We start from the raw sequence: 20,274 nt of genomic DNA on the forward strand, positions 1-20,274 counted from the left end.
TGATAACGAGTATATTAATTGCCGTAGCCGTGCTGAGTATTTTGGCGCTGGTATTCGGCGTCATTTTAGGTTTTGCTTCGAAAAAATTTAAAGTCGAAGGAAACCCAATCATCGATCAAGTTGAAGCCTTGCTGCCACAAACCCAATGCGGTCAATGTGGTTATCCTGGTTGTCGGCCTTATGCCGAAGCAATTGCTAATGGCGATAAGATTAATAAATGCCCTCCAGGTGGAACTGCCACTATGGAAAAAATCGCTGAGCTCATGGGTGTAGAGCCTGAGCCTTTGGGGGAAGCCGCCCAAAGTAGCATAAAAAAAGTAGCCTACATACGCGAGGATGAATGTATTGGTTGCACCAAATGCATTCAAGCCTGCCCAGTCGATGCCATTTTAGGTGCCGGTAAATTAATGCATACCGTCATAGCCAAAGATTGTACTGGTTGTGATTTATGCGTTGAACCATGTCCCGTCGATTGTATTGATATGATCCCGGTAGAAACAACAATACAAAATTGGGACTGGAAGTTACGCGCGATCCCTGTAAACGTGATCCATCCTGAACAGGAGGATAAACGGTGCTAACATTTTTAGAGCAATTAGATAAAGGCACATTGTGGCATTCTCCAGGTGGGATCCACCCGCCTGAGCTTAAAACATTATCTAATCAAACAGCAATTTCATCTCTTCCCTTATTGTCTCGGTTTATTGTGCCGGTTCCGCTTGTGGGCCAACAAGCAACACTCAGTGTCAAGGTGGGGGACAAAGTATTAAAAGGCCAAAGACTCACTGATGGAGTTGGATTTACTTATTTGCCCGTCCATTCCCCTAGCTCAGGAACCGTGGTTGCAATTGAACAACATACCAGTAATCATCCGTCTTCATTGCCCGTGTTGAGCTGTATTATTGAAGCTGATGGTCAAGATACTTGGTGTGAACTCGAAGCAAATCAATTAGAGCAACTGTCAAAGACGGCTATTTTAGAGAAAATAAAACAAGCCGGTATTGCAGGTATGGGCGGCGCAGCGTTTCCTAGCCATGTAAAACTAAACCCTGCCAGTGAAATCGACTTAGTTATTATTAATGGTGTTGAGTGCGAACCCTACATCAGCGCTGACGACAGATTAATGCGTGAGCACAGCGATGAAATTTTAGCGGGTGTGAGTATTATTGAGCATTTGCTTAATCCACAGCGCATCGTCATTGCCATTGAAGACAATAAACCAGAAGCCGCACAGGCAATGCAATCAGCTATCACGCGTAGTTCATTGCCTAATGACATGGTTCGGGTCACGGTTATTCCGACCAAATACCCATCTGGTGGCGAGAAGCAACTGATTCAAATTATTACCGGCAAAGAAGTCCCAAGTGGTGCCATTCCTTCCCAACTTGGTATTGTTATGCATAACGTTGGGACCGCCTATGCCATCCAGGATGCGGTATTACACGGTAAACCACTGATTGAGCGCGTAGTAACGTTAACGGGTGAGCGCGTCGATAAACCAGGGAACTACTGGCTTAGAATAGGCACAACGGTAGCTGACGCCCTCGGTCAAGTCAGCTTCAAGCCAGAACGCTCACAAAAAGTCATCGTGGGCGGCCCTATGATGGGATACGCATTAGCCGATCTTGATGTGCCTATATTAAAAGGCACCAATTGTTTACTGGCACCAAGCAAAGCTGAAATAGCCCCTGATCAAGATGAAAAGGCCTGTATTCGTTGTGGAGAGTGCGCTATTGCCTGCCCTGCATTGTTGTTACCACAACAATTATTCTGGCATGCAAAAGCAGAGGAATACGATAAAGCTGCGAGCTTTAACTTAAAAGACTGTATTGAATGTGGTTGTTGCAGCTATGTATGCCCAAGTGATATTCCTTTGGTTGAATACTATCGCGTCGCGAAATCAGCGTTAAAAAATAGCGCCGAAGAAAAAGTTCAAGCCGAAAAAGCCAAGCTTCGATTTGAAACTCGCTTACAACGACTTGAAGATGAAAAAAATGCGCGTGAAGAAAAATCCAAGCAAGCTGCCGCCAAACGCCAAGCAAATATGAAATCTGGTGATAAAGATGCTGTTGCAGCAGCCATGGCACGTATTGCCGCTAAAAAAGCACAAGATGCAACAATAGGATCAGATGCTGTAGTAACGCCAAGCATCAACACAGAAAAAGTAGCAATCGACAGTTCAAACACTAAGAAAGCTGCTGTTAGTGCTGCCATTGAGCGCGCTAAAGCGAAAAAAGCGGCATTGGCAGCACAATCACAGCAGAGTGAACAAGATACGGTGGTGAGTGTAACTGATGGATCTGCTGATGAAAGTATTGACCCTATCAATGGCAAGAAAGCACAAATTGCGGCGGCTGTTGCACGAGCTAAAGCGAAGAAAGCAGCCTTAGCTAATGAGTCTACTCAGCCAGATAGCATGGCAGTGGATGATGCAAATAAACCATTAAATGAAACGAATACCACAGAAACAGCAGCCCCAGGTGATGACAAAAAGGCTAAAATTGCTGCCGCAGTTGCTAAGGCAAAAGCAAAAAAAGCAGCTTTAGCTAATGAGTCAGCCCCGACATCATCGAAACTGGACAGCGATAAAACCACCAAGGCATCAACCGATGCTGAAGTTATCGATACAAGCGCCCCTGGTGATGACAAAAAAGCGAGGATTGCTGCCGCAGTCGCTAAAGCTAAAGCAAAAAAAGCGGCTTTAGCTAATGAGTCAGCCCCGATATCAGCAGTTCTAAACAACAATACTACTATCCAGACATCAACTAAAGTTGAAGTTATTGATACAAGCGACCCTATCGATGACAAAAAAGCGAGGATTGCTGCCGCAGTGGCTAAAGCTAAAGCCAAAAAAGCAGCTTTAGCTAATGAGTCAACCCCGACGTCATCGGAACCTGACAGTGATAAAACCACCGAGACATCAACCGATGCTGAAGTTATCGATACAAGCGACCCTGTCGATGACACGGTAATAGAGGATAAAATTAACACACCGTCCGTAGTTGAAGACCTTAATTCAACCAATCCTGTCGATGATAAAAAAGCTAAGATTGCCGCCGCAGTTGCCAAAGCAAAAGCTAAAAAGCTGGCAAACAGTGCTAAGCAAGAGGAACAATAACTATGGCATTTAAAATTGCCTCATCTCCACATGTCGGCACAACATTGCACACCAATACGGTGATGAAACGTGTCGCGTTATGCCTTCTTCCAGGTATTGCTGTACAAAGTTATTATTTTGGTTATGGGACCTTAGTACAATTATTGCTCGCCATTACTGTGGCTTATTTAGCAGAAGCAGCAGTGATGAAATTACGCAATAAAAATGTTATTGCCACGTTAACCGATAATAGTGCATTAGTTACCGCAAGCTTACTCGCGATAGCGATTCCACCTTTAGCACCTTGGTGGATGATTGTCATCGGAACATTGTTCGCCATCGTTATCGTTAAACAACTATATGGTGGATTGGGAAATAATGTCTTTAATCCAGCAATGGCCGCATACGTTTTGTTGTTGATTTCATTTCCGGTGCAAATGACCTCATGGGTTGCACCACAAACATTAAGCTTACATAGTGCGGATATATTGCATACGTTCAACAGCATCTTTCAACTAAATAGTGGCTATGCTGCAGATTTTTTCCATTTGGCGACTGATGGCACCACCATGGCAACGCCGCTAGACACATTAAAAACAGACCTATCTATGGGGCTAACCACAACAGAAAGTATGACTAAGACGATCTTCTCTGGCAGTGTTGGCGAAGGTTGGTTTTGGGTTAATTTAGCCTACCTGATAGGTGGACTAATAATGCTAAAGCTTAAGGTTATCCGCTGGCAAATCAGTGGATCAATTTTGGTTAGTTTGTTTATTTGCGCCAGTATTGGCTTTTTAATGAGTCCGGACACCTTCGTTAGCCCAATGATGCATTTATTTTCAGGTGGGACAATGCTTGCCGCTTTTTTCATTGCTACCGATCCGGTTACAGCTGCTACTAGTACTCGCGGCAGGCTTATTTTTGGTGCAATGATTGGTTTACTCATATACCTAATCCGTACCTTTGGTGGTTATCCTGATGCCGTTGCATTTGCAGTATTACTCGCCAATATGTGCGCGCCATTTATTGATTATTATGTTCGTCCACGCAGTTATGGCCATCGAGCAGGAAATTAACTATGTCTATTTTAACAACTAACCCTATGGTTAAAAATGGTCTGTTACTCGGGCTATTTGCCTTATGCTGTACTGGGCTTGTTGCATGGGTGAATGCGTTAACCAGTGACACCATATTATTACAACAACAAAAACAACTAACCTTAATTTTAAATCAAATTATTCCAACTGAATTACACGATAATGTGCTCAGTGAACAGTGTATTTTCGTTAATTCACCTGAATTATTAGGCACTAAAAGCGACCTACCCGCCTATATAGCCTATAAAGACAAATCTCCTGTTGCAATCGCTATTGAAGCCATAGCTCCTGATGGGTATAACGGCGCGATAAAACTGATTATCGGTGTAGATAATCAAGGAGTCGTTTTGGGTGTACGTACGCTTTCGCATCAAGAAACCCCGGGGTTAGGTGATAAAATTGATCTACGAAAATCTGATTGGGTAACCCATTTCACGGGTAAATTATTTAAAGACAATCTCAACATCTGGAAAGTGAAAAAAGATGGTGGCCAGTTTGATCAATTTACCGGAGCAACTATTACACCGCGAGCCTATGTAAAAGCGGTTGCTAATGCGCTGACATATGTTGAGCAACATCGTCTAACACTTTACCAAAGTCATTATACCTGTGAGGCCAACCATGAGTAACTATCGTGAAATCGCTGCACAAGGCTTGTGGAAAAATAACCCAGGATTAGTTCAACTGCTTGGCTTATGTCCCTTGCTTGCTGTTACCGCAACCATCACCAATGCATTAGGTTTGGGGGTTGCAACACTGTTGGTATTGATAGGCTCTAATATTTTAGTGTCATTGGTACGTGATTTTGTTCCTAAAGAAATTCGGATCCCCGTTTTTGTGATGATCATTGCGGCACTCGTTACTTGTGTGCAATTACTGATCAACGCTTATGCCTATAACTTGTACTTATCATTGGGTATTTTCTTACCTCTGATTGTGACTAACTGCGTCATCATCGGCCGTGCTGAAGCATTTGCTTCTCGTAATTCTTTAGCTCATTCGGCATTCGATGGATTAATGATGGGATTAGGCTTTACCGCGGTTTTGGTGGTGTTAGGCGCCAGTCGTGAATTGCTCGGTCAAGGTACTCTATTTGGTGGGGCGGATTTATTATTAGGTGATTGGGCCAGCGTGCTAACCATACATGTATGGCATGTAGATACGCCCTTCTTATTAGCGATGTTACCGCCTGGGGCATTTATTGGCATGGGATTACTAATTGCCCTTAAAAATGTCATCGATAGTCGCGTAAAAGCCAGACAGCCTAAAGCTGAAAGTGTTGGTGTTACGCGCGCACGGATCACCAAAGTAAGCTAACGATAATCCGTTGTTACTCATTGTTAATTAACCCTACATTGACCGATTATTATGAATAAAGATAAACGAATTCAAATCCTTAAAAGATTAAGAGACAATAATCCAAAGCCTGAAACCGAATTGAACTTTTCAAGTCCGTTTGAGTTACTCGTAGCTGTCACGTTATCAGCACAAGCGACTGATGTCAGTGTCAATAAGGCGACCGCCAAACTATTTCCAGTTGCTAATACACCTCAAGCCATATTCGACTTAGGGGTTGACGGTCTTAAACAATACATAAAAACCATTGGTTTATACAATAACAAAGCCGTTAATGTCATTAACGCTTGTAAAATGTTGATTGATTTACATGCAGGTGAAGTACCAGAAAATCGTGAAGCACTAGAGGCTTTACCAGGCGTAGGTCGCAAAACAGCAAACGTAGTACTCAACACAGCATTTGGCTGGCCTACCATTGCAGTTGATACTCATATATTTAGAGTTGCTAATCGGACTAAGTTTGCCCCAGGAAAGAATGTCGATCAAGTCGAGCAGAAGATGTTAAAAGTGGTGCCGAGTGAATTTAAAGTAGATGTACATCACTGGTTTATTTTACAAGGACGATATACTTGTTTAGCCAGAAAGCCACGATGTGGTAGCTGTATAATTGAAGATTTATGTGAGTTCTCTGGAAAATAATATTTGTAAAGAATAAAACTATCTCAATACCACGTAGTTGTTAGGTCATAAGTCATTTTTATACTTTTCAGCTTTACAAAATTTGAAATGCACATATAGTTAATTTATGTTCTTTCTCATTTGATTTTGTAATGGATAAAATACAGATTAGAGTTTTTAAAGATATAGCCGGCTCACCTTTTCCCGTAGTGGTTAGAAACGGTATATTCCCAGCCTGTTTGTATCTAAACGCATATCTTAACGGAAATCATAACTCCCCACTTACTCAGAGTATATCAACACAAACTCCAGCTTTTAATACTCTGGAAAATCTTTCTTTTTAAATTTACATTGGCGCAATAACCAATGTAAGCAAGGTTCATTTTTGCTTATAGTTTTAAAAGATTTTCCACACAGATAGCAAATATCTTGCTCATAGCCAACTTTGAAAGCATAAGCTTGCTTTATATGCTCTTCTTCTTGGCGTTGATTCATTTCCTCAATGTGTTCAGGAGACATTGAATCAAATATTTTCTTATACTGCATTGTATTGCGATGCATTAAAGCCTCCAGTAAAATTTAACGCTTGCAACAGCAACAAGTTAAGAGCCTAAGCGATTAATTTGTCTGTCTACTTGCTCTTGTTAAGCATCGCTACGTACGACTGCACTCATTAATTGTCTCAATAAAAGAAAATCGTCCGGTGCAATAATATCCATCATTCCTGTTCTAGGATCTACAAAGTATTGAGCTACTCGTTCATGATTAAAAGTACTTACATCTAAAGGGTGCTCTGCAAATGGGTTGTGTAAAATATGTAATCCATCTGCAATATCTTCTACATAATCGGCTTTCATAGAATTACGCATCTCTGGGAAGATACTGTCATCAACAGGTAAATGACTAGTATGATAGACGGTTTGAGCACTCGGATTATCTGCCAAAGCACGAATTTTACCCCAAGTAGCTAAAGAACTATAAATTACAGCGCTAACATCGTTGAATTCATCCGTGGTGAAAAGACCTAATGGTATTGTGGCACTTTCATTTTTTATCACAGCATCAACTGGATATTTAATTAATTCATTAGCACCAGTTGCAATCGTTGTTTCCTCATCAACATATAGGCCATATAAGACTGCGACAATTGCTCTATTTATAGCATAGTGTGAATAAGGACGATCAAAAGATGCCAAACCAATAACATAGGGTTTATCTTTTACATGTTCTAGTTTGGAGTAACTAGTTCGATATTTTTTTATTTTGGACGAAAGGCTATTAGATATTCGAATTGCTGATTGTTGATTGAAAGTAGCAAAATCCGTTGGCGCAAATTTTTGAGAATGACCTGCAGGTCCTTCTCCGCCTTGGGGTGGTGCTGCAATTGTTGCTTCTAGAACAATAGGCCTGTCTAATTCAGTTACAAAATCTGGAGCATACTTGGAAAAATCCGTATTAGCGCCAAGTTCATTTAAAAATGCATTAAGATACAATTCCCACATAGACGATTCGAAAGTAGTTTGGAGCTCATACACAAACTTCCCATCTCTATCTTCAAAACCTTTAGCCCATGAGTTTAAAACTTCTCGTTCAGGTCCGTATTGTTTCTGAAGCATCATTTTAAATATTGGGTGTAATTTTTCATCATCTGCTATAGGTGTAAATAAATCCATCATAACCCCACGATATTGATGCGCTGCTTAACGTTTTAGTATTTATGCGCTGCGCTGTTTGCAGGGCATAAATCGCTTGTAGGACTTGGCCGCTGCCACATCCATGTAAACGGGTATAAATGATGCTATATGAATTTGGATTTTTGCGGTAGCTGTTTTTTATACGGCTTGATAGGTAATTGCTTGATATCGTTTTAGCTTTACAATTCGATTAGGCGCACTTTTGGCTGATTAATGATCTTGATTTACGACGCCTCAACCCTATATATCAACATTTAGACTGAGCTAACTCTTAACATTAGTAAATATTATTCAAAAAGCAGGCATGCATTAGTTTAATCAAGTATTCTCGAATCAAGTTTTGCCCCCCCCAATTGCCCACTAAAATCCATGCACAATGGCTAGGTTCTGCGCCTGAACCAGACTAGGCAAGTCTGGTTCAGTGAATCAGTCTGTCTTAGAGTGATTCACTGGCTCATTTTTGGACAGAAATGGGCTAGTGCAAAGAGTCTAAAGGTAGGTCGTGGGATTTATGAATATATGGTAATCAAATAAAGTTTACACTGAACCAAATATTTTAACCGTTTATCAACCCAATCCTATCGGCATTTTGTATAAATATGGTCGCGTCATCGTCAGACAATAGTTCTAGTGAGGTATACTCTACACCCATTTCGATTAGCTTATGATTTTGCCCAATTAAATAAGCCGTACCACGATCAAATCTCTCTTCAAAGAGGGTCTGAATATGAGGTGAAGCTGCTGTTGAAAAGACTGTTCGAAATATTGATAAATCAAAAATCAAATCGTCAACTTCAACCCAAGCGTGACCATCCCATTGTGCGATTAATCCTGACTTTTGATTTAGTTTTGGTTTAATAGGGTGATGAGCAAATATTTTAGAACCTGCGACAGACAAACTTCCCGTCACAAATCGAGTCGCTACAGGCAAATGGTCATTAATCATTGCTGCTAGGATGGCGCTCATATACAAACAGCTACCATCTACTGGTTTGAAGTTTTGAGTTATGTTTTCAGCCATATATAGAACTTCTTGTACTAATTCGTTTTGTGTCATTTAAACTCCAAACCCAATAAACCGTTGACGCTGCCAGTACGCGCAGCTTTGCCGTGTAAAAGTGGAGCCGAAATGAAAAACTGGCGCCGTGTTTGGCTTCGTTAAGCGACGCCATAGAACTCCGGTTCCCAGAACTCTAGTGGAATCTTTGCTTCAATTGCCTCGATTTCGTCCATTAAATGATCAAGTACATTTCTTTTTTCGAGCTTGCCTGCGCACCAAACTATGTATCCAAGATCATTGATTGAATCCACCGATCTTGCAGCATCTAGGATAAAATCGTCACTAATATCTTTGCTTGCCGCAACACAAGCAGATAAATAAGAAACAGGCCTCTCCGTTTTTATAAATTCAACCTTTGAGAAGTCAAACTTAGCCACACGCTTCAAAGCAACATAGCGAATATAGGATTTGACGTGCGCTGAAGCCCATATAGCGGGGAAAAGCTGAGCTAGCTGTTCGTCTGATCCATGCTTTACTAGCACATCCAACGAACCAGCATCTCCAAATGTAGACCACGAATTTAGCAGCAGGGTTTCTAAGTCTGGGTCATAGTGCACTGCGGTAAGGGCAAATGCTCGTTTCCTGTCGAGAATGCCATGCGATAGAATCTGCCACTCGATAAAAGTCTTTATTTTGTCTTGGCTATACAACGTTGAGAGCTCTTTGATTGCCGTGCCTAGAGATATTCGGTGGCGGCCCTCCGCTCCGTAGAAATCTTGCATAAGCTTATCTAAAAACCAGGGCGGAATTTTATCTTGGTTTGCACCTGCCCTATTTTTTAAATGCCTGACTATCTTGTTTCGAATGCCTGTGTTGTTCAAGTGCTCAAAGTACAAGCTACAAAGATCATCACATTTGATGGTCAGATAGAAGGCATATTCTAGCCTATCCCGACTTCTGGCTGTGCATGCACTAAGCCTTACTTGTAATTCTGAGATGTAATTTTCCATTTTATATCTGGCCTCACTTTACATTTGTATAGTGCGAATGCGCGCTTACTTACCTCATTAGAACAGTAAAAATGCGTTGTAAGACGACAACTAGAAAGCCAACTTAGCGTCAATTAAAATACGCCTCATAGGTCATTATTTCATCAGGCCCTTATATCATCAAGGACAAGCCATACTGGTACTCGCTACGCTCGCATCCTTGACAATACAAGGCCTGAAGAAGATTGGTTTAGTATGAGGTGTATGGATCACCCTGCGAAGTTCACAACCCATATAGCTCAAATAATAGACGCCCTAATTGACGCGACATCTATGTGTTAATTGACGCGATATATTAAATCAACGCATAGTGAAAATGCCACGCGTTGCGAATCCATCTTGAACAGTCTCTTGTTAGGCATTAAACTTCTTGATAAAAAAGTAACACATTGAATAGCATAAATTTCTCCCAAGACGAACAAACTCTTCTTGACTAAATCCTAAGGGTATATGAGCCCCATTACTAATAAATGTATACACAGAAGAAAGAGCGTTCTCGTCTTTTTGGTCGATAAAACCATTCGTTTTAAGGTAATTAAGTGAAGGCCCCCAAGTGTTACCATTCTTTGTTGTCGTGAAGCCTTTATCGAAAGCAATTTCTCTAACTAGTGTTTCTAATGCGATACGAATATTAGTTAAACTACCGTTATAGTCTGGTTGTGCTTTTACAAAATCATCAGCTGAACACTTTATAGCATCTACAATGTCTTGCTTGTTTACGATGGATGACTCTTGAACTTCCTTAATCAAAGCATCTTCAACTGGTTCTTTTCCCACAAAATTAGGGTCTAGCGCTTTAACTGAGTTACCTTCAATTTGATATCCATCAAGAAGTAAAGATTTTTCCAGTATGCTAAATTGATCATCGAACTGATATTTAGGACTGGTTTTATTTCTTAACGTTTTCGCTGTATGTACAATCTCTAAAATAATATCAGATAAAAGCGTGTCGGAGGCAGAGAGTAGCTCATCAGCTATCCCTGTTGGAGATGCTACTGCTTGTGGAGTAAAACCAAATTTATCGAAAATCACAAAAACTGTTGGCTTATCTAGCACGCTCAACAGCTGTGCTAAGGAAAACTTACTTCTTCTTGATACTTGCATATATCCTCAAATTTTTCGTAATGCCTAACACCCAAAGCAGCGGTTCGCATTAGCGCGTCCAGCCCGCAAAGCGATGCTGTCTTTGTTTGTTATGCATTTAATACGGCCAAAACTCTTGAATGAACACCTGAAAGTTCAGCTCTTGAGCGAGCGCCCAACCTACTGTAGCCAGCCTCATGCTCCTGCTGAACTTCAAATGACCTATACCAATCATTTAAAGACCCTACGTATACATGTTCAGATATTTCATCAAATTGGTCTGCCGTAATATCGACTATGATTGAATCACGCTGCAACCAAGCATGGCTATTACCATTTTCACGGCGTCCAGCTACATATTGAAAAGTTCCGTGACCAAGCTCTAAAAGAATTTCAGCTAATACTTCGCAGGTGTCTCCACAAGCCCCATGAGGGAAATTGCTGAAGGTTATAGGGAGATTCGACTTATCCACTTTCTCAAATGCGATTCTAATTTTTTCTAAATCGTCTCTCATAGCTTCCCTGATGCATAACGTCTTAGTATTTATGCACTCCGCTGTTTGCAGAGCATAAATCGCTTGTTGGACTCGGCCGCTGCCACATCCGTGTCAATTGGTATAAATGATGCTATAGGAATTTGCTTTTATACGATAGCTGTTTTTTATACAGTTCGATGGGTAATCACTTGATATTGTTTTAGCTTTCTCATTCTGTCAAGCTGACTTTCGACTGATTATTGAACTTGGTTGACAGCCTTTTGGCCCCCGCATTCAGGCTGACACTCGTATCACATCCTCTCACAGGCTTGCGCTTATAAGGCAGGCTGCTTTTCGTTGTTGGTCATTCCGCTCCGTCTTGAGGGAGATGCTATCCTGACAAGCGTATTGGCAGGCTTTTGAAAGATCGGATGGGCATGACTTCTAGATTGAAAGTAACCTCATCACATTAGCTTTTCTATAGCCAAAGCTTTATTTGCCCTACTTGCATTTTTAACTTTGAAACAAGCTTTGGGGCAATAACGACTTAGAGCGGTCGCTCTAAGCCGTACCTGGACAAAAAAGAGCTAGAGCGAATACCTAAAACAGTGGCTAGTTTACGCATCCTTATTATTTTGGTTATTAGGGGCAGTCCGTTTATCACGCAACCGTTGATAAGAAGCCCTCAAGACAGCACCAACAACACCAGTTGAAAACCATGCACCAATTGTAACTATAAAGATGGGAAACTCGTGTATATCTTCGCCATACTTAACCCCAAAATCTGAGAGCATATACACAAATACCACCGTGATGGTAAACACTATAATAGAAAACGAAAATAAGTAGCGTTGCTCAAATTCCTTAGATGATTTGAACTCCTCGTTAAATAAATATGAACCAATTACACCACTTAAAATAGTGATTATCCATTTAAACCAGAAAGTTTGAGATGGATAAATCCAGCTTAGAAGACCAATTACAAAGATCACAACTAAAGCAGCAAATAGAGTTTTTATATCAAACAACGCCTGCTCCTGACTCAAGTGCTTAGTTCTTTGATAGCTAGACTGAAATATTGTATTGCAAAATTTGCCCCACTTGGTGTTTTGGGGAGCGCTATACCACTCATAGAAAAGAGAAACCCCAACAACAGTTAGAAATATGACCAGCCCCCATTGAGCCAATAGCGGTGATTCTGACTGTGTAAAAAAAACAAAAAAAGACGCCAAAGTGAAGCTACTAAGTGCTCCAAGCATATACCACTTTATTTTTAATGCTTTCCAATAAAAATGATTCAATTGAATATCCTAATTTCAAAAAAACTTAACTGCGTTGAAGGGGTTGCACAGTAAAGGCGGTCCCTTAACTTATTTATAAACTTTACGCTAAAACCACTATCTTGTTGATATAAAACAATAAAGCATTGCTTTATTAGAAAACGAACCAAGGTTGCATAAATATTTCGGTCAAAGAATAACTGTTCATCAATATATACTTTAATATCAACCTATTGAGTTAATAATGATTACAAGTCGATTAACTTTTGTATCAAAAAGAAGGGAAGCACTGTTAAATGGAGCTTTAGCTCTACAATCACAGTGGGTCATGAGTGAGCTAAGATCCAAAACCCTCGTATAAACAAAAGTCAGTTCACGCTTAATTTCGAGTCGGAATACGATAAGTAGTGCGAATTAAGATTAACGATTTACTAATGGATGCATAAATACTTGGTTCAAATTAGTGACAAAAGAACATAAGCTGAGCATTTTTAAGTCCTTTTGTATAAGGTTGTTAGGCTTATATGTTCACAGACCTTGCTCTCGACAAAGACGAGTTGAAAGTGAGTCAAGATCACAGAAAATAGTGTCTTCGACAATACCTAAGCGGTACAACTTTTCCATCATTAACTCCCTAACGCCATAATCAATGTCAATATAACTAACCACATTTTCTGAAAATTGCTCATCTAGACTCAATGTATTTCTACCATGAATAGTAAAAACACTTTGTTGAGCAGCCATTCGGCTATCGAGAGGAATTGTTTCAATAGCCATTGGGTAATCAAAAAGTATTGTTTGCTCATCTAAAGATAGGTTACTTGGAAGGTATGAATCATAGTATTTCTTTATTTTTAAATCATTAGGATAACTTTTTAACATTCTATCATCTTGGTCATAATAATTATTTGTCTCCAATATGCGCTTTTCCATTTGTGAAGGACAAAACACTTTATTAAGACCTGTTACAGTTTCGTTGAGGACATATGGATGTAAGACCCAAACTCTTGGGTTTTTGCCATTTTTATTTGGTTGAGTTAAAGAAAAGAAGAGTGCTACCAGTGGTGATTTAGTCCAATCCAAAAGGCGAGTTGGTAAACCATGATGCTGCATTAAAGCATAAAGATACCAAGGGTTACTATTTGAGGACTCATGATACTTAAAGTGTTCACGTAAGAATGCGTAAACCAGATTTTCCTCTTCTTGTTTTCTTATCTGATTCCAGTGGACCCTCGGATGAGGTTTGTAATCACTAGAACCAACGCCTCTAAACCAAACTTCATTGTAAGAGGTTGTTATTGAAATATATTCTTCAATAGAAGATATCATTTTACTCAATTAATCACTCCGATGTCTATTTATAATCACAACGTCTTAGTATTTATTCTATTTGTAAAACACAAACCACTTGTGCACTGAGCCGCTGCCACATCCATGTATTTACTCTGCTTTATGCTATAGGAATTTGCTTTTATGAGGTAGTCATTTTTTCATCGTTAATAAGGTAATCAATTGGTCTGCTTTAGTATTTTCATATTTCATTAGTCCTCTTCACAGTAAAGAATGATGATGAACGGCTTTGTTAAACCATTTCGGTAATTGCGGCCGCATGCATTTTGCCCTCTTATTTTCATAGCAGTATATAGTACCAAAATAGTTATCTATTGCTCATGCGTTACCGCCTTCGTCTCGCGTATCAGTCTGTAGTATTGGGATTTAATCTTTTGGGCAAATACCAACAACGGCGGCTCGATACTATTCATAGTGAATAGCGGAACGCAGTACATAGATTAGATTTATTAGAATAATGAGGCTATGAGGTTGTTTTTTATATCGCGTCAATTAACACATAGATGTCGCGTCAATTAGGGCGTCTATTATTTGAGCTATATGGACTATGAACTTCGCAGGGTGATCCATACACCTCATACTAAACCAATCTTCTTCAGACCTTGTATTGTCAAGGATGCGAGCGTAGCGAGTACCAATATGGCTTGTCCTTGATGATATAAGGACATGATGAAATAATGACCTATGAGGCGTATTCTAATTGACGCTAAGTTGGCTTTCTAGTTGTCGTCTTACATTTTTATAACTGTTTACAACTAACAATATTTGGGCGTAAGTGATTTACACGTCTAGGCTCATTTCTTTCCCCAAATGGATTCAAAAGCGAACACATTTTAGCCCCAAAGTTACTAAGAACTAAAGCTCTATTTAACTGTGCTTAACTTTGTTTTTCTTATAAGAAATTTAAACGAAACTAAAGCAATTGGCTCAGTTTCGCCAACACTTTTAGTCCGCTTAAACTAAGAGGCTGCACTGAGCTAAATGAGGGCTCAATAGAGTATATAATCCTCATTGAATCAGCTACACTTAAACAGATGTGATGGAGCACCACAACGACAATAAAATATGTACAAGTCAAGCCAAACAATCAGTTCGACACTACTCAGCAGCCCAGAGCCTGCATAAAAAAAGTAAATTCTTATAACATAAGTCGTACCAATTAATCTGGACTAGGTATCGACTAACGAACTGTTTATGCCATGCAAACAGTATAACGTATAAATACTAAAACGTTATGTGCCAGTGCTAGGATCATTCAATGAGGCTCTATGATAAGAGAAATATCGGGAAAGTTGTTAGAGTTGGAACAAAAGCATTTTGCATTATCTGAGCACTATGAAAAAAATGCATCATATGAAATGTCGTATGTTGCGTTATGGACTATTGTTGAGCAAATTATGAAGCCGATTGCTTCAATTGGTATGCGTAAAAAGCTTGAAGTTTCTTTAAACCAATGGATTTCACATTTAAATAGTCTAACTTCCGGTAAACAACCGAAAGACATCAGAAATTTCAAAACGGATTATACGTCAACGTCAATACCAGATATTTCTTATATCCAAGAAGCCTTTGGGGATGTGCCCAAGTTGAAATTGCTCATGGACTCTAATGGCAAGTATCGTAGAAAACGAAATGAGATTGCTCACCGCGCAGAAAAGCTTTCTGAAAGCACGTATGGTGATTACAAAAATGCAGTAATAGACGCAATAAATGAAATAAAAACTAGATTAAACGAACTTGAATAGAGCACATAATAAAGCATTTTAATCCGATTAATACGGCGTTCAAATAGTAGAATTATTCAAAAATGAAATTTATACAAAAAAACTTAAGCGCTGAGATTTCATAAATTGTAGTTTTCATCGCTATTAATAACGCCCGCATTTGCGCCAAGTCTGGAGCGCAGCGGAAAACCAGTCCGACAACACCGAACATGGGTTGTCAGAGCTTTTTGCATGTAAACAGGCAGTATCGGGGCGTCTCCCACCTAGCTCCATATTTTTCTTGTATCTCATCTTCTGGATAAGTTTCATCAAATCCGTCAATTGCAAAGCCCGACTTAACCAGATTATTAAAGTAGTCTGACAAAGGCCTATGATGATAAGGAACACCACATATTATATTTTCTGGATCTTTGGTGATGGAAAATGATACGTTCTTTGTAATTGGCACCATATAATTATACTCATCGCCAAAAAAAGCCTTATATTCATTATAAAAACAAGGATGAGGAATCGAAAAAATAAAGTGACCATTCTTTTCTAAATGTAACCCAACCGATTCAAAGAAGCGTGACAAATCATCAACAACATGTGCAACAAGATGAGAGAAAGCAACTTCGTAAGTCTTATCTTTTTCTAGCTCGAATGAAGTACAGTTGAACAATCTAACGTCCGTTGAGGACAAAACGTGTTGAGCTACTTTATACATACCTAGAGAAGGCTCTATTGCTGTAACTGGAAAACCTAACTTGAATAACTCATAAGATATATGACCAGTGCCAGCGCCAACTTCCAGAACATTACTAGGAGAAAAACTCTGAATACGACTTACGATAAGCGGTTTAAATACCTCATTAAATGTTAGGTCAGCACCTGACTCAATTTGCTCTCGACGTATTTGAGCCGAATTACACCATCTATGTGGCATTAGCCAACTCCTTTGACTTTCTAATTATATCTTTCGCCATTGCAATTATTTGGGGGCCAGAATTATTGTCAAAAATTGTTATTTCATGGTCAGGGTGCACACCTCGTGCAATAGCAAGTCTTTCAGCACCGCTTCGGTCACCATTCACTAGAGTGAACCTAGCTTCTGGGGAAATGCTTTCTTTTGTAACTATAAAAAACGCTCCATTCAGTTTTTCTCTCAGTGCTTCAGGAACTTCGTTAGGCGTTATAATTTCAATACGAGTTCCACTCGCAGCTTTAGATTGAAGAATAGATATAAGTTTATCGTTACCTGCAAGCCAAGAAACTCTATTACTGACAACTGTTGCACTTGTTCCGGCAGATATAAAGTCTTCCATGAACTTGAGTGTGTCATTTTTTGCTTTATCAGTTTGTGTATCAGGTAGGTACTTCATCCCCTTTTTTGCAAGCATGAGAACTACTGCAACCATCTCAATTATGACAGAACCAATTAACCACTTTAAATGAGAAAGCTCTTTGGCTTCCGAGAAAAACCAAGAATAACCAATGCCGACGAGAGTGAGAGCAGCAGTTAGACCTGTAATTAATAAAAAGAGATAGAGTGTGTATTTTACTAGGTTTTGCATTTATATCCTTTAACAATGCTGATATTTGATAATACTTGAACTCTAATTCCGCTTTAAGCGGACTAAAATTATTGGTTATAAAGTGTAGCGAATAAAAAAACTAACCAGCTGTTTTAGTTCTGTTTTAAATGCCTTATTAACTTTACCAACTCTTAAATGGGATTTTTGAACACCTAACATTTACATCTTTAAATCCATTAGATTCTAGTAACATTAAAACAGAGCTAACACAGCTGTATGAGCTTGCGTTAGGTCCAATTATCACCTCTCCAATAGCATCCTTTGAGAAACTTAAAATAGGCAACATAATATAAGGAATCAGATGGCTAACACCTGCTCTAAATTGAATCTCAGAAGTAGGGTTATCAACAATAATTCTCCACTCCAACTCCTCATGAAAACCATTATCTTTAAACAGAGGTGCTAACTTAGTAATTGAATCACATAAATTATTCAATGCTGTATCAGCTTGATTTTTACCATCTCCTTCCATAACGTATTGATGATAATCTATTTCATGATTTACTCTCTCACTAATTTCAAATTTATCATATTCAGCTCTAGTAACAGCAGGCATTGGAAATTCTCGTTCACACTGATCGACTAACTTTTTCATTGCTTTGCTTTGCTCAGCTTGACTATATACACACTTATTCAAATTCAAGTTATTTTCGCGACAGTACTTCTCTAAAATATCGTGCTTAAAACCAATACAAATGCCTCGACCGGGAGGGCAATATCCTCGCCACTGACTTAATAAATCAGGCTTTTCACTGAAAGATGGAATATAAATGTTTTTATGTACCATTTTATCTAAAGCTTTACGGATAGATAATCCGAATGGGGCCAGATAATCATCATCTATATAAATATTATTTGAGAATGAAACTGGAAAGTTGAGCGCATGGATATATTCTACTGAATCATTCAGATACTTACAGTGACTAGCCCAAACACTATTACCATTAATAATTCCAATTAAGCCATCAAGACTTGTGTAGTGATAAAGCATCGGTAATCCTTGTAAAGTTAACGTTTTAGTATTTATGCGTTGTGCTGTTTACTGGGTATAAATCGCTTGTTGGACTTGGCCGATGCCTAGTCAAAACTGATTTTAACTGAGCCGCAGCAACGCTTCACCAAAAGGTGAGCTTGTTAAAATTCAACTTATGTTAACCCCAGATTATGCAGGAAGGTCTAATTTTGAGCCAACAGATATGCAATACCAAATAATTTTTAAAAGTACGCGCACATATTCGATTTAGAACCCAGAGTTGACGAAATCCTGAGCAAACTCTAACGGGACAACTGAGATTTACATTGGGAAGTGTTCATTTTCATATGATTCAACCAATGAAATCCATTTTTCAAGCTCATTACCTTTTGCGGTATTAGGTATTGCATCGAACAATCCCCCCCATTTTCTTTAAAGCTACACGATACTCATTATCAGAATTCAGCGACTTATCTTCGTAATAAGTAAGAATCTCATTTCCGATTGAAGCAGTATCAAGCCATGCAGCTAACTCATCAGGTATTGGTGCTGTTGCGTCACATTTAGAGAAATATATTGAGTTTAGTATTCTGCATTATCAATTCTTCTCTTTGAATCGCAAACGATACAGTAGTCACTCTGTAGCATTACTAAAATTGGGTCAACTGAATATGTACTTAGTTTCCTATGTCTAAGCTACCCTGACACACTCGCACGGACATTTCCGAGTTAGAATTTTACCCCAAACATGTGAGTTTCGGATTAAAATTTCAATAGGTAAAGCCCCTCTTAAGAAGTTTGTTAGCAGCCAAATACGCAATGCTTAGATAAACATACATACTGCCATAAATACGATGCGAGCTACTTGATACATACGAAACAATGACTGATTACTAATGCTTAAACTAACTGATACTTTAATTTTCATATTTTCAATCCTGTTGTGAAAGTTAGAACAGGATAAGTAGTTCTATCCGCTACCAGACATGACACTAAAAACGAAAATTAGAAGAATAGTGTCAGGGTGCCATTCTAATTACTTGCCTCTCAGTTAAATTTGGAGTGTCAAAAACCGTGGCTGTAGTAATCGTCACGATATCACGCAAAGGTTGGCCTGTTTGATCTCTAAGCAATTGTGTCAACTTGCGAACAAAATAGCTACGTTTAGCATTTGGATGATTCGGTTTATCCAACTTCACTGATGTTGAAGATTTAGCACCAGCGAAGCCTATATCATCATCTGAGTCCGTTTTAGCTATGTCGGATAAAGCATCACTCAACAATTTAGGCAATAGATCTGGCCATGACTCATAAAATGGTTTCGTTTTCTTATGTTGTTCTGGATCTGTCGCTGGATCTAGTATTTTGAAAGAGTGCGCTAGGACACTGCCGAGCATGTGCTTTTGTCTCTTTACCAAGTATTGCTCCTGATAGATACGATCATAAGCACTATGCTGAACTAGTTGTTTTAACTTTAACGCGGTTTCCCTAACCTCAATTAGCCAAATAGAGTATTCCTTGGGAGTGAGGTTGTAGGGTTTCATATCCAAGAACAACAAGGAACGCTGCACCATTGAACAAAACAGTGTGGGTTTAATATTGTACTTTGGTAACCGCTCCCACACACTTTTCATATCTTCATAAGTTAGAAGACGATCCAATACATCAGCATCGTCAGTTTCAGGCTCAAGCATAGGAAATTTATGATACCAACATTCTACTTCAGTAGCTTTTTCTTCCCACTCAGCTATGACTGATGTAGGTGCCCATTTGGGGAAATTGGGTCTTTTGATTCTAAAGTTTGACATAGTTTCTCTAAGATTTGACCAAATACTATAATTGGCGGTTAACGCCCCGTTGAGCCAACTGTTATTTGTCCTGCTTGAACGGCTTGTGTACGCCC

General features: G+C 39.3%; 19 protein-coding genes. 7 read left to right on the forward strand and 12 right to left on the reverse strand.

The genetic code is table 11. The features are described 5' to 3' along the window. The first annotated feature begins 2 nt into the window (after positions 1 to 2). From rsxB to nth, 6 genes are read left to right on the forward strand one after another with little or no spacing between them, the layout of a single operon-like run. On the forward strand, positions 3 to 581 hold the full coding sequence (gene rsxB / locus FH971_RS10840) for an electron transport complex subunit RsxB (RefSeq protein WP_140235572.1): 579 nt from the start codon (positions 3 to 5) through the stop codon (positions 579 to 581). Then, positions 575 to 3,118, forward strand: coding sequence for an electron transport complex subunit RsxC (gene rsxC, locus FH971_RS10845; RefSeq protein ID WP_140234300.1), 2,544 nt, complete (start codon positions 575 to 577; stop codon positions 3,116 to 3,118). The genes rsxB and rsxC overlap by 7 nt, the downstream gene beginning before the upstream one ends. Before the next feature lie 2 nt (positions 3,119 to 3,120). After that, a complete protein-coding gene (gene rsxD / locus FH971_RS10850; RefSeq protein ID WP_140234301.1) occupies positions 3,121 to 4,173 on the forward strand; it encodes an electron transport complex subunit RsxD in 1,053 nt (350 codons plus the stop codon). Positions 4,174 to 4,199: 26 nt separating this feature from the next. Continuing rightward, positions 4,200 to 4,823 carry an electron transport complex subunit RsxG gene (rsxG, locus tag FH971_RS10855; RefSeq protein WP_167496091.1) on the forward strand — a complete coding sequence of 208 codons (624 nt, stop codon included), beginning with the start codon at positions 4,200 to 4,202 and terminating at the stop codon, positions 4,821 to 4,823. Further along, positions 4,816 to 5,511 carry an electron transport complex subunit E gene (locus FH971_RS10860; protein ID WP_137226978.1) on the forward strand — a complete coding sequence of 232 codons (696 nt, stop codon included), beginning with the start codon at positions 4,816 to 4,818 and terminating at the stop codon, positions 5,509 to 5,511. The genes rsxG and FH971_RS10860 overlap by 8 nt, the downstream gene beginning before the upstream one ends. 51 nt (positions 5,512 to 5,562) lie before the next feature. Further along, positions 5,563 to 6,189 (forward strand): endonuclease III, encoded by a 627-nt coding sequence (nth, locus tag FH971_RS10865; protein ID WP_140234303.1) that lies wholly within the window; start codon positions 5,563 to 5,565, stop codon positions 6,187 to 6,189. Between the two features lie 294 nt (positions 6,190 to 6,483). Here the strand turns inward: nth and FH971_RS10870 are convergent, their stop codons facing one another. From FH971_RS10870 to FH971_RS10910, 8 genes are all read right to left on the reverse strand, one after another. Beyond that, positions 6,484 to 6,729, reverse strand: coding sequence for a hypothetical protein (locus FH971_RS10870; RefSeq protein WP_140234304.1), 246 nt, complete (start codon positions 6,727 to 6,729; stop codon positions 6,484 to 6,486). An 83-nt stretch (positions 6,730 to 6,812) separates the two neighbouring features. Beyond that, positions 6,813 to 7,844, reverse strand: coding sequence for a glycosaminoglycan attachment site (locus FH971_RS10875; RefSeq protein WP_240778285.1), 1,032 nt, complete (start codon positions 7,842 to 7,844; stop codon positions 6,813 to 6,815). 574 nt (positions 7,845 to 8,418) lie between these two features. Then, entirely contained in the window at positions 8,419 to 8,919 is a 501-nt protein-coding gene (locus FH971_RS10885; RefSeq protein ID WP_140234305.1) for a hypothetical protein, read from the reverse strand. Positions 8,920 to 9,020: 101 nt separating this feature from the next. Beyond that, positions 9,021 to 9,872, reverse strand: coding sequence for a hypothetical protein (locus FH971_RS10890; protein WP_140234306.1), 852 nt, complete (start codon positions 9,870 to 9,872; stop codon positions 9,021 to 9,023). 393 nt (positions 9,873 to 10,265) lie between these two features. Further along, complete coding sequence (locus tag FH971_RS10895; RefSeq protein ID WP_140234307.1) at positions 10,266 to 11,015, reverse strand: DUF4145 domain-containing protein; 750 nt, start codon at positions 11,013 to 11,015, stop codon at positions 10,266 to 10,268. Positions 11,016 to 11,104: 89 nt separating this feature from the next. Next, entirely contained in the window at positions 11,105 to 11,509 is a 405-nt protein-coding gene (locus tag FH971_RS10900; RefSeq protein ID WP_140234308.1) for a hypothetical protein, read from the reverse strand. 578 nt (positions 11,510 to 12,087) lie between these two features. After that, on the reverse strand, positions 12,088 to 12,771 hold the full coding sequence (locus FH971_RS10905) for a hypothetical protein (RefSeq protein ID WP_140234309.1): 684 nt from the start codon (positions 12,769 to 12,771) through the stop codon (positions 12,088 to 12,090). A gap of 507 nt (positions 12,772 to 13,278) precedes the next feature. Next, positions 13,279 to 14,079, reverse strand: coding sequence for an FRG domain-containing protein (locus FH971_RS10910; RefSeq protein WP_240778498.1), 801 nt, complete (start codon positions 14,077 to 14,079; stop codon positions 13,279 to 13,281). A gap of 1,289 nt (positions 14,080 to 15,368) precedes the next feature. On the opposite strand from FH971_RS10910, the gene FH971_RS10915 reads away from it, so the two are divergent. Further along, entirely contained in the window at positions 15,369 to 15,845 is a 477-nt protein-coding gene (locus tag FH971_RS10915) for a hypothetical protein (RefSeq protein ID WP_140234311.1), read from the forward strand. Between the two features lie 196 nt (positions 15,846 to 16,041). Here the strand turns inward: FH971_RS10915 and FH971_RS10920 are convergent, their stop codons facing one another. From FH971_RS10920 to FH971_RS10940, 4 genes are all read right to left on the reverse strand, one after another. Beyond that, entirely contained in the window at positions 16,042 to 16,749 is a 708-nt protein-coding gene (locus FH971_RS10920) for a class I SAM-dependent methyltransferase (protein ID WP_140234312.1), read from the reverse strand. Then, on the reverse strand, positions 16,739 to 17,377 hold the full coding sequence (locus FH971_RS10925) for a hypothetical protein (RefSeq protein WP_140234313.1): 639 nt from the start codon (positions 17,375 to 17,377) through the stop codon (positions 16,739 to 16,741). Before FH971_RS10925 ends, FH971_RS10920 begins: the two co-directional genes overlap by 11 nt. A gap of 142 nt (positions 17,378 to 17,519) precedes the next feature. Next, complete coding sequence (locus FH971_RS10930) at positions 17,520 to 18,389, reverse strand: DUF2971 domain-containing protein (RefSeq protein ID WP_140234314.1); 870 nt, start codon at positions 18,387 to 18,389, stop codon at positions 17,520 to 17,522. Between the two features lie 1,001 nt (positions 18,390 to 19,390). Continuing rightward, the gene (locus FH971_RS10940; protein ID WP_140234315.1) at positions 19,391 to 20,179 is read right to left on the reverse strand and encodes a hypothetical protein; all 789 of its coding nucleotides are present in this window, start codon (positions 20,177 to 20,179) and stop codon (positions 19,391 to 19,393) included. Positions 20,180 to 20,274 lie beyond the last annotated feature (95 nt).

Source organism: Shewanella polaris (genome assembly GCF_006385555.1).
GTDB lineage: Bacteria > Pseudomonadota > Gammaproteobacteria > Enterobacterales > Shewanellaceae > Shewanella > Shewanella polaris.

What these genes read in the sequence shown, in the direction of transcription:
- rsxD (WP_140234301.1), top strand. Translation starts at nt 3,121, where the DNA reads ATGGCATTTAAAATTGCCTCATCTCCACATGTCGGCACAACATTGCAC.
- rsxG (WP_167496091.1), top strand. Translation starts at nt 4,200, where the DNA reads ATGGTTAAAAATGGTCTGTTACTCGGGCTATTTGCCTTATGCTGTACT.
- FH971_RS10860 (WP_137226978.1), top strand. Translation starts at nt 4,816, where the DNA reads ATGAGTAACTATCGTGAAATCGCTGCACAAGGCTTGTGGAAAAATAAC.
- nth (WP_140234303.1), top strand. Translation starts at nt 5,563, where the DNA reads ATGAATAAAGATAAACGAATTCAAATCCTTAAAAGATTAAGAGACAAT.
- FH971_RS10870 (WP_140234304.1), bottom strand. Translation starts at nt 6,729, where the DNA reads ATGCATCGCAATACAATGCAGTATAAGAAAATATTTGATTCAATGTCT.
- FH971_RS10875 (WP_240778285.1), bottom strand. Translation starts at nt 7,844, where the DNA reads ATGATGGATTTATTTACACCTATAGCAGATGATGAAAAATTACACCCA.
- FH971_RS10885 (WP_140234305.1), bottom strand. Translation starts at nt 8,919, where the DNA reads ATGACACAAAACGAATTAGTACAAGAAGTTCTATATATGGCTGAAAAC.
- FH971_RS10890 (WP_140234306.1), bottom strand. Translation starts at nt 9,872, where the DNA reads ATGGAAAATTACATCTCAGAATTACAAGTAAGGCTTAGTGCATGCACA.
- FH971_RS10895 (WP_140234307.1), bottom strand. Translation starts at nt 11,015, where the DNA reads ATGCAAGTATCAAGAAGAAGTAAGTTTTCCTTAGCACAGCTGTTGAGC.
- FH971_RS10900 (WP_140234308.1), bottom strand. Translation starts at nt 11,509, where the DNA reads ATGAGAGACGATTTAGAAAAAATTAGAATCGCATTTGAGAAAGTGGAT.
- FH971_RS10910 (WP_240778498.1), bottom strand. Translation starts at nt 14,079, where the DNA reads ATGATATCTTCTATTGAAGAATATATTTCAATAACAACCTCTTACAAT.
- FH971_RS10915 (WP_140234311.1), top strand. Translation starts at nt 15,369, where the DNA reads ATGATAAGAGAAATATCGGGAAAGTTGTTAGAGTTGGAACAAAAGCAT.
- FH971_RS10920 (WP_140234312.1), bottom strand. Translation starts at nt 16,749, where the DNA reads ATGCCACATAGATGGTGTAATTCGGCTCAAATACGTCGAGAGCAAATT.
- FH971_RS10925 (WP_140234313.1), bottom strand. Translation starts at nt 17,377, where the DNA reads ATGCAAAACCTAGTAAAATACACACTCTATCTCTTTTTATTAATTACA.
- FH971_RS10930 (WP_140234314.1), bottom strand. Translation starts at nt 18,389, where the DNA reads ATGCTTTATCACTACACAAGTCTTGATGGCTTAATTGGAATTATTAAT.
- FH971_RS10940 (WP_140234315.1), bottom strand. Translation starts at nt 20,179, where the DNA reads ATGTCAAACTTTAGAATCAAAAGACCCAATTTCCCCAAATGGGCACCT.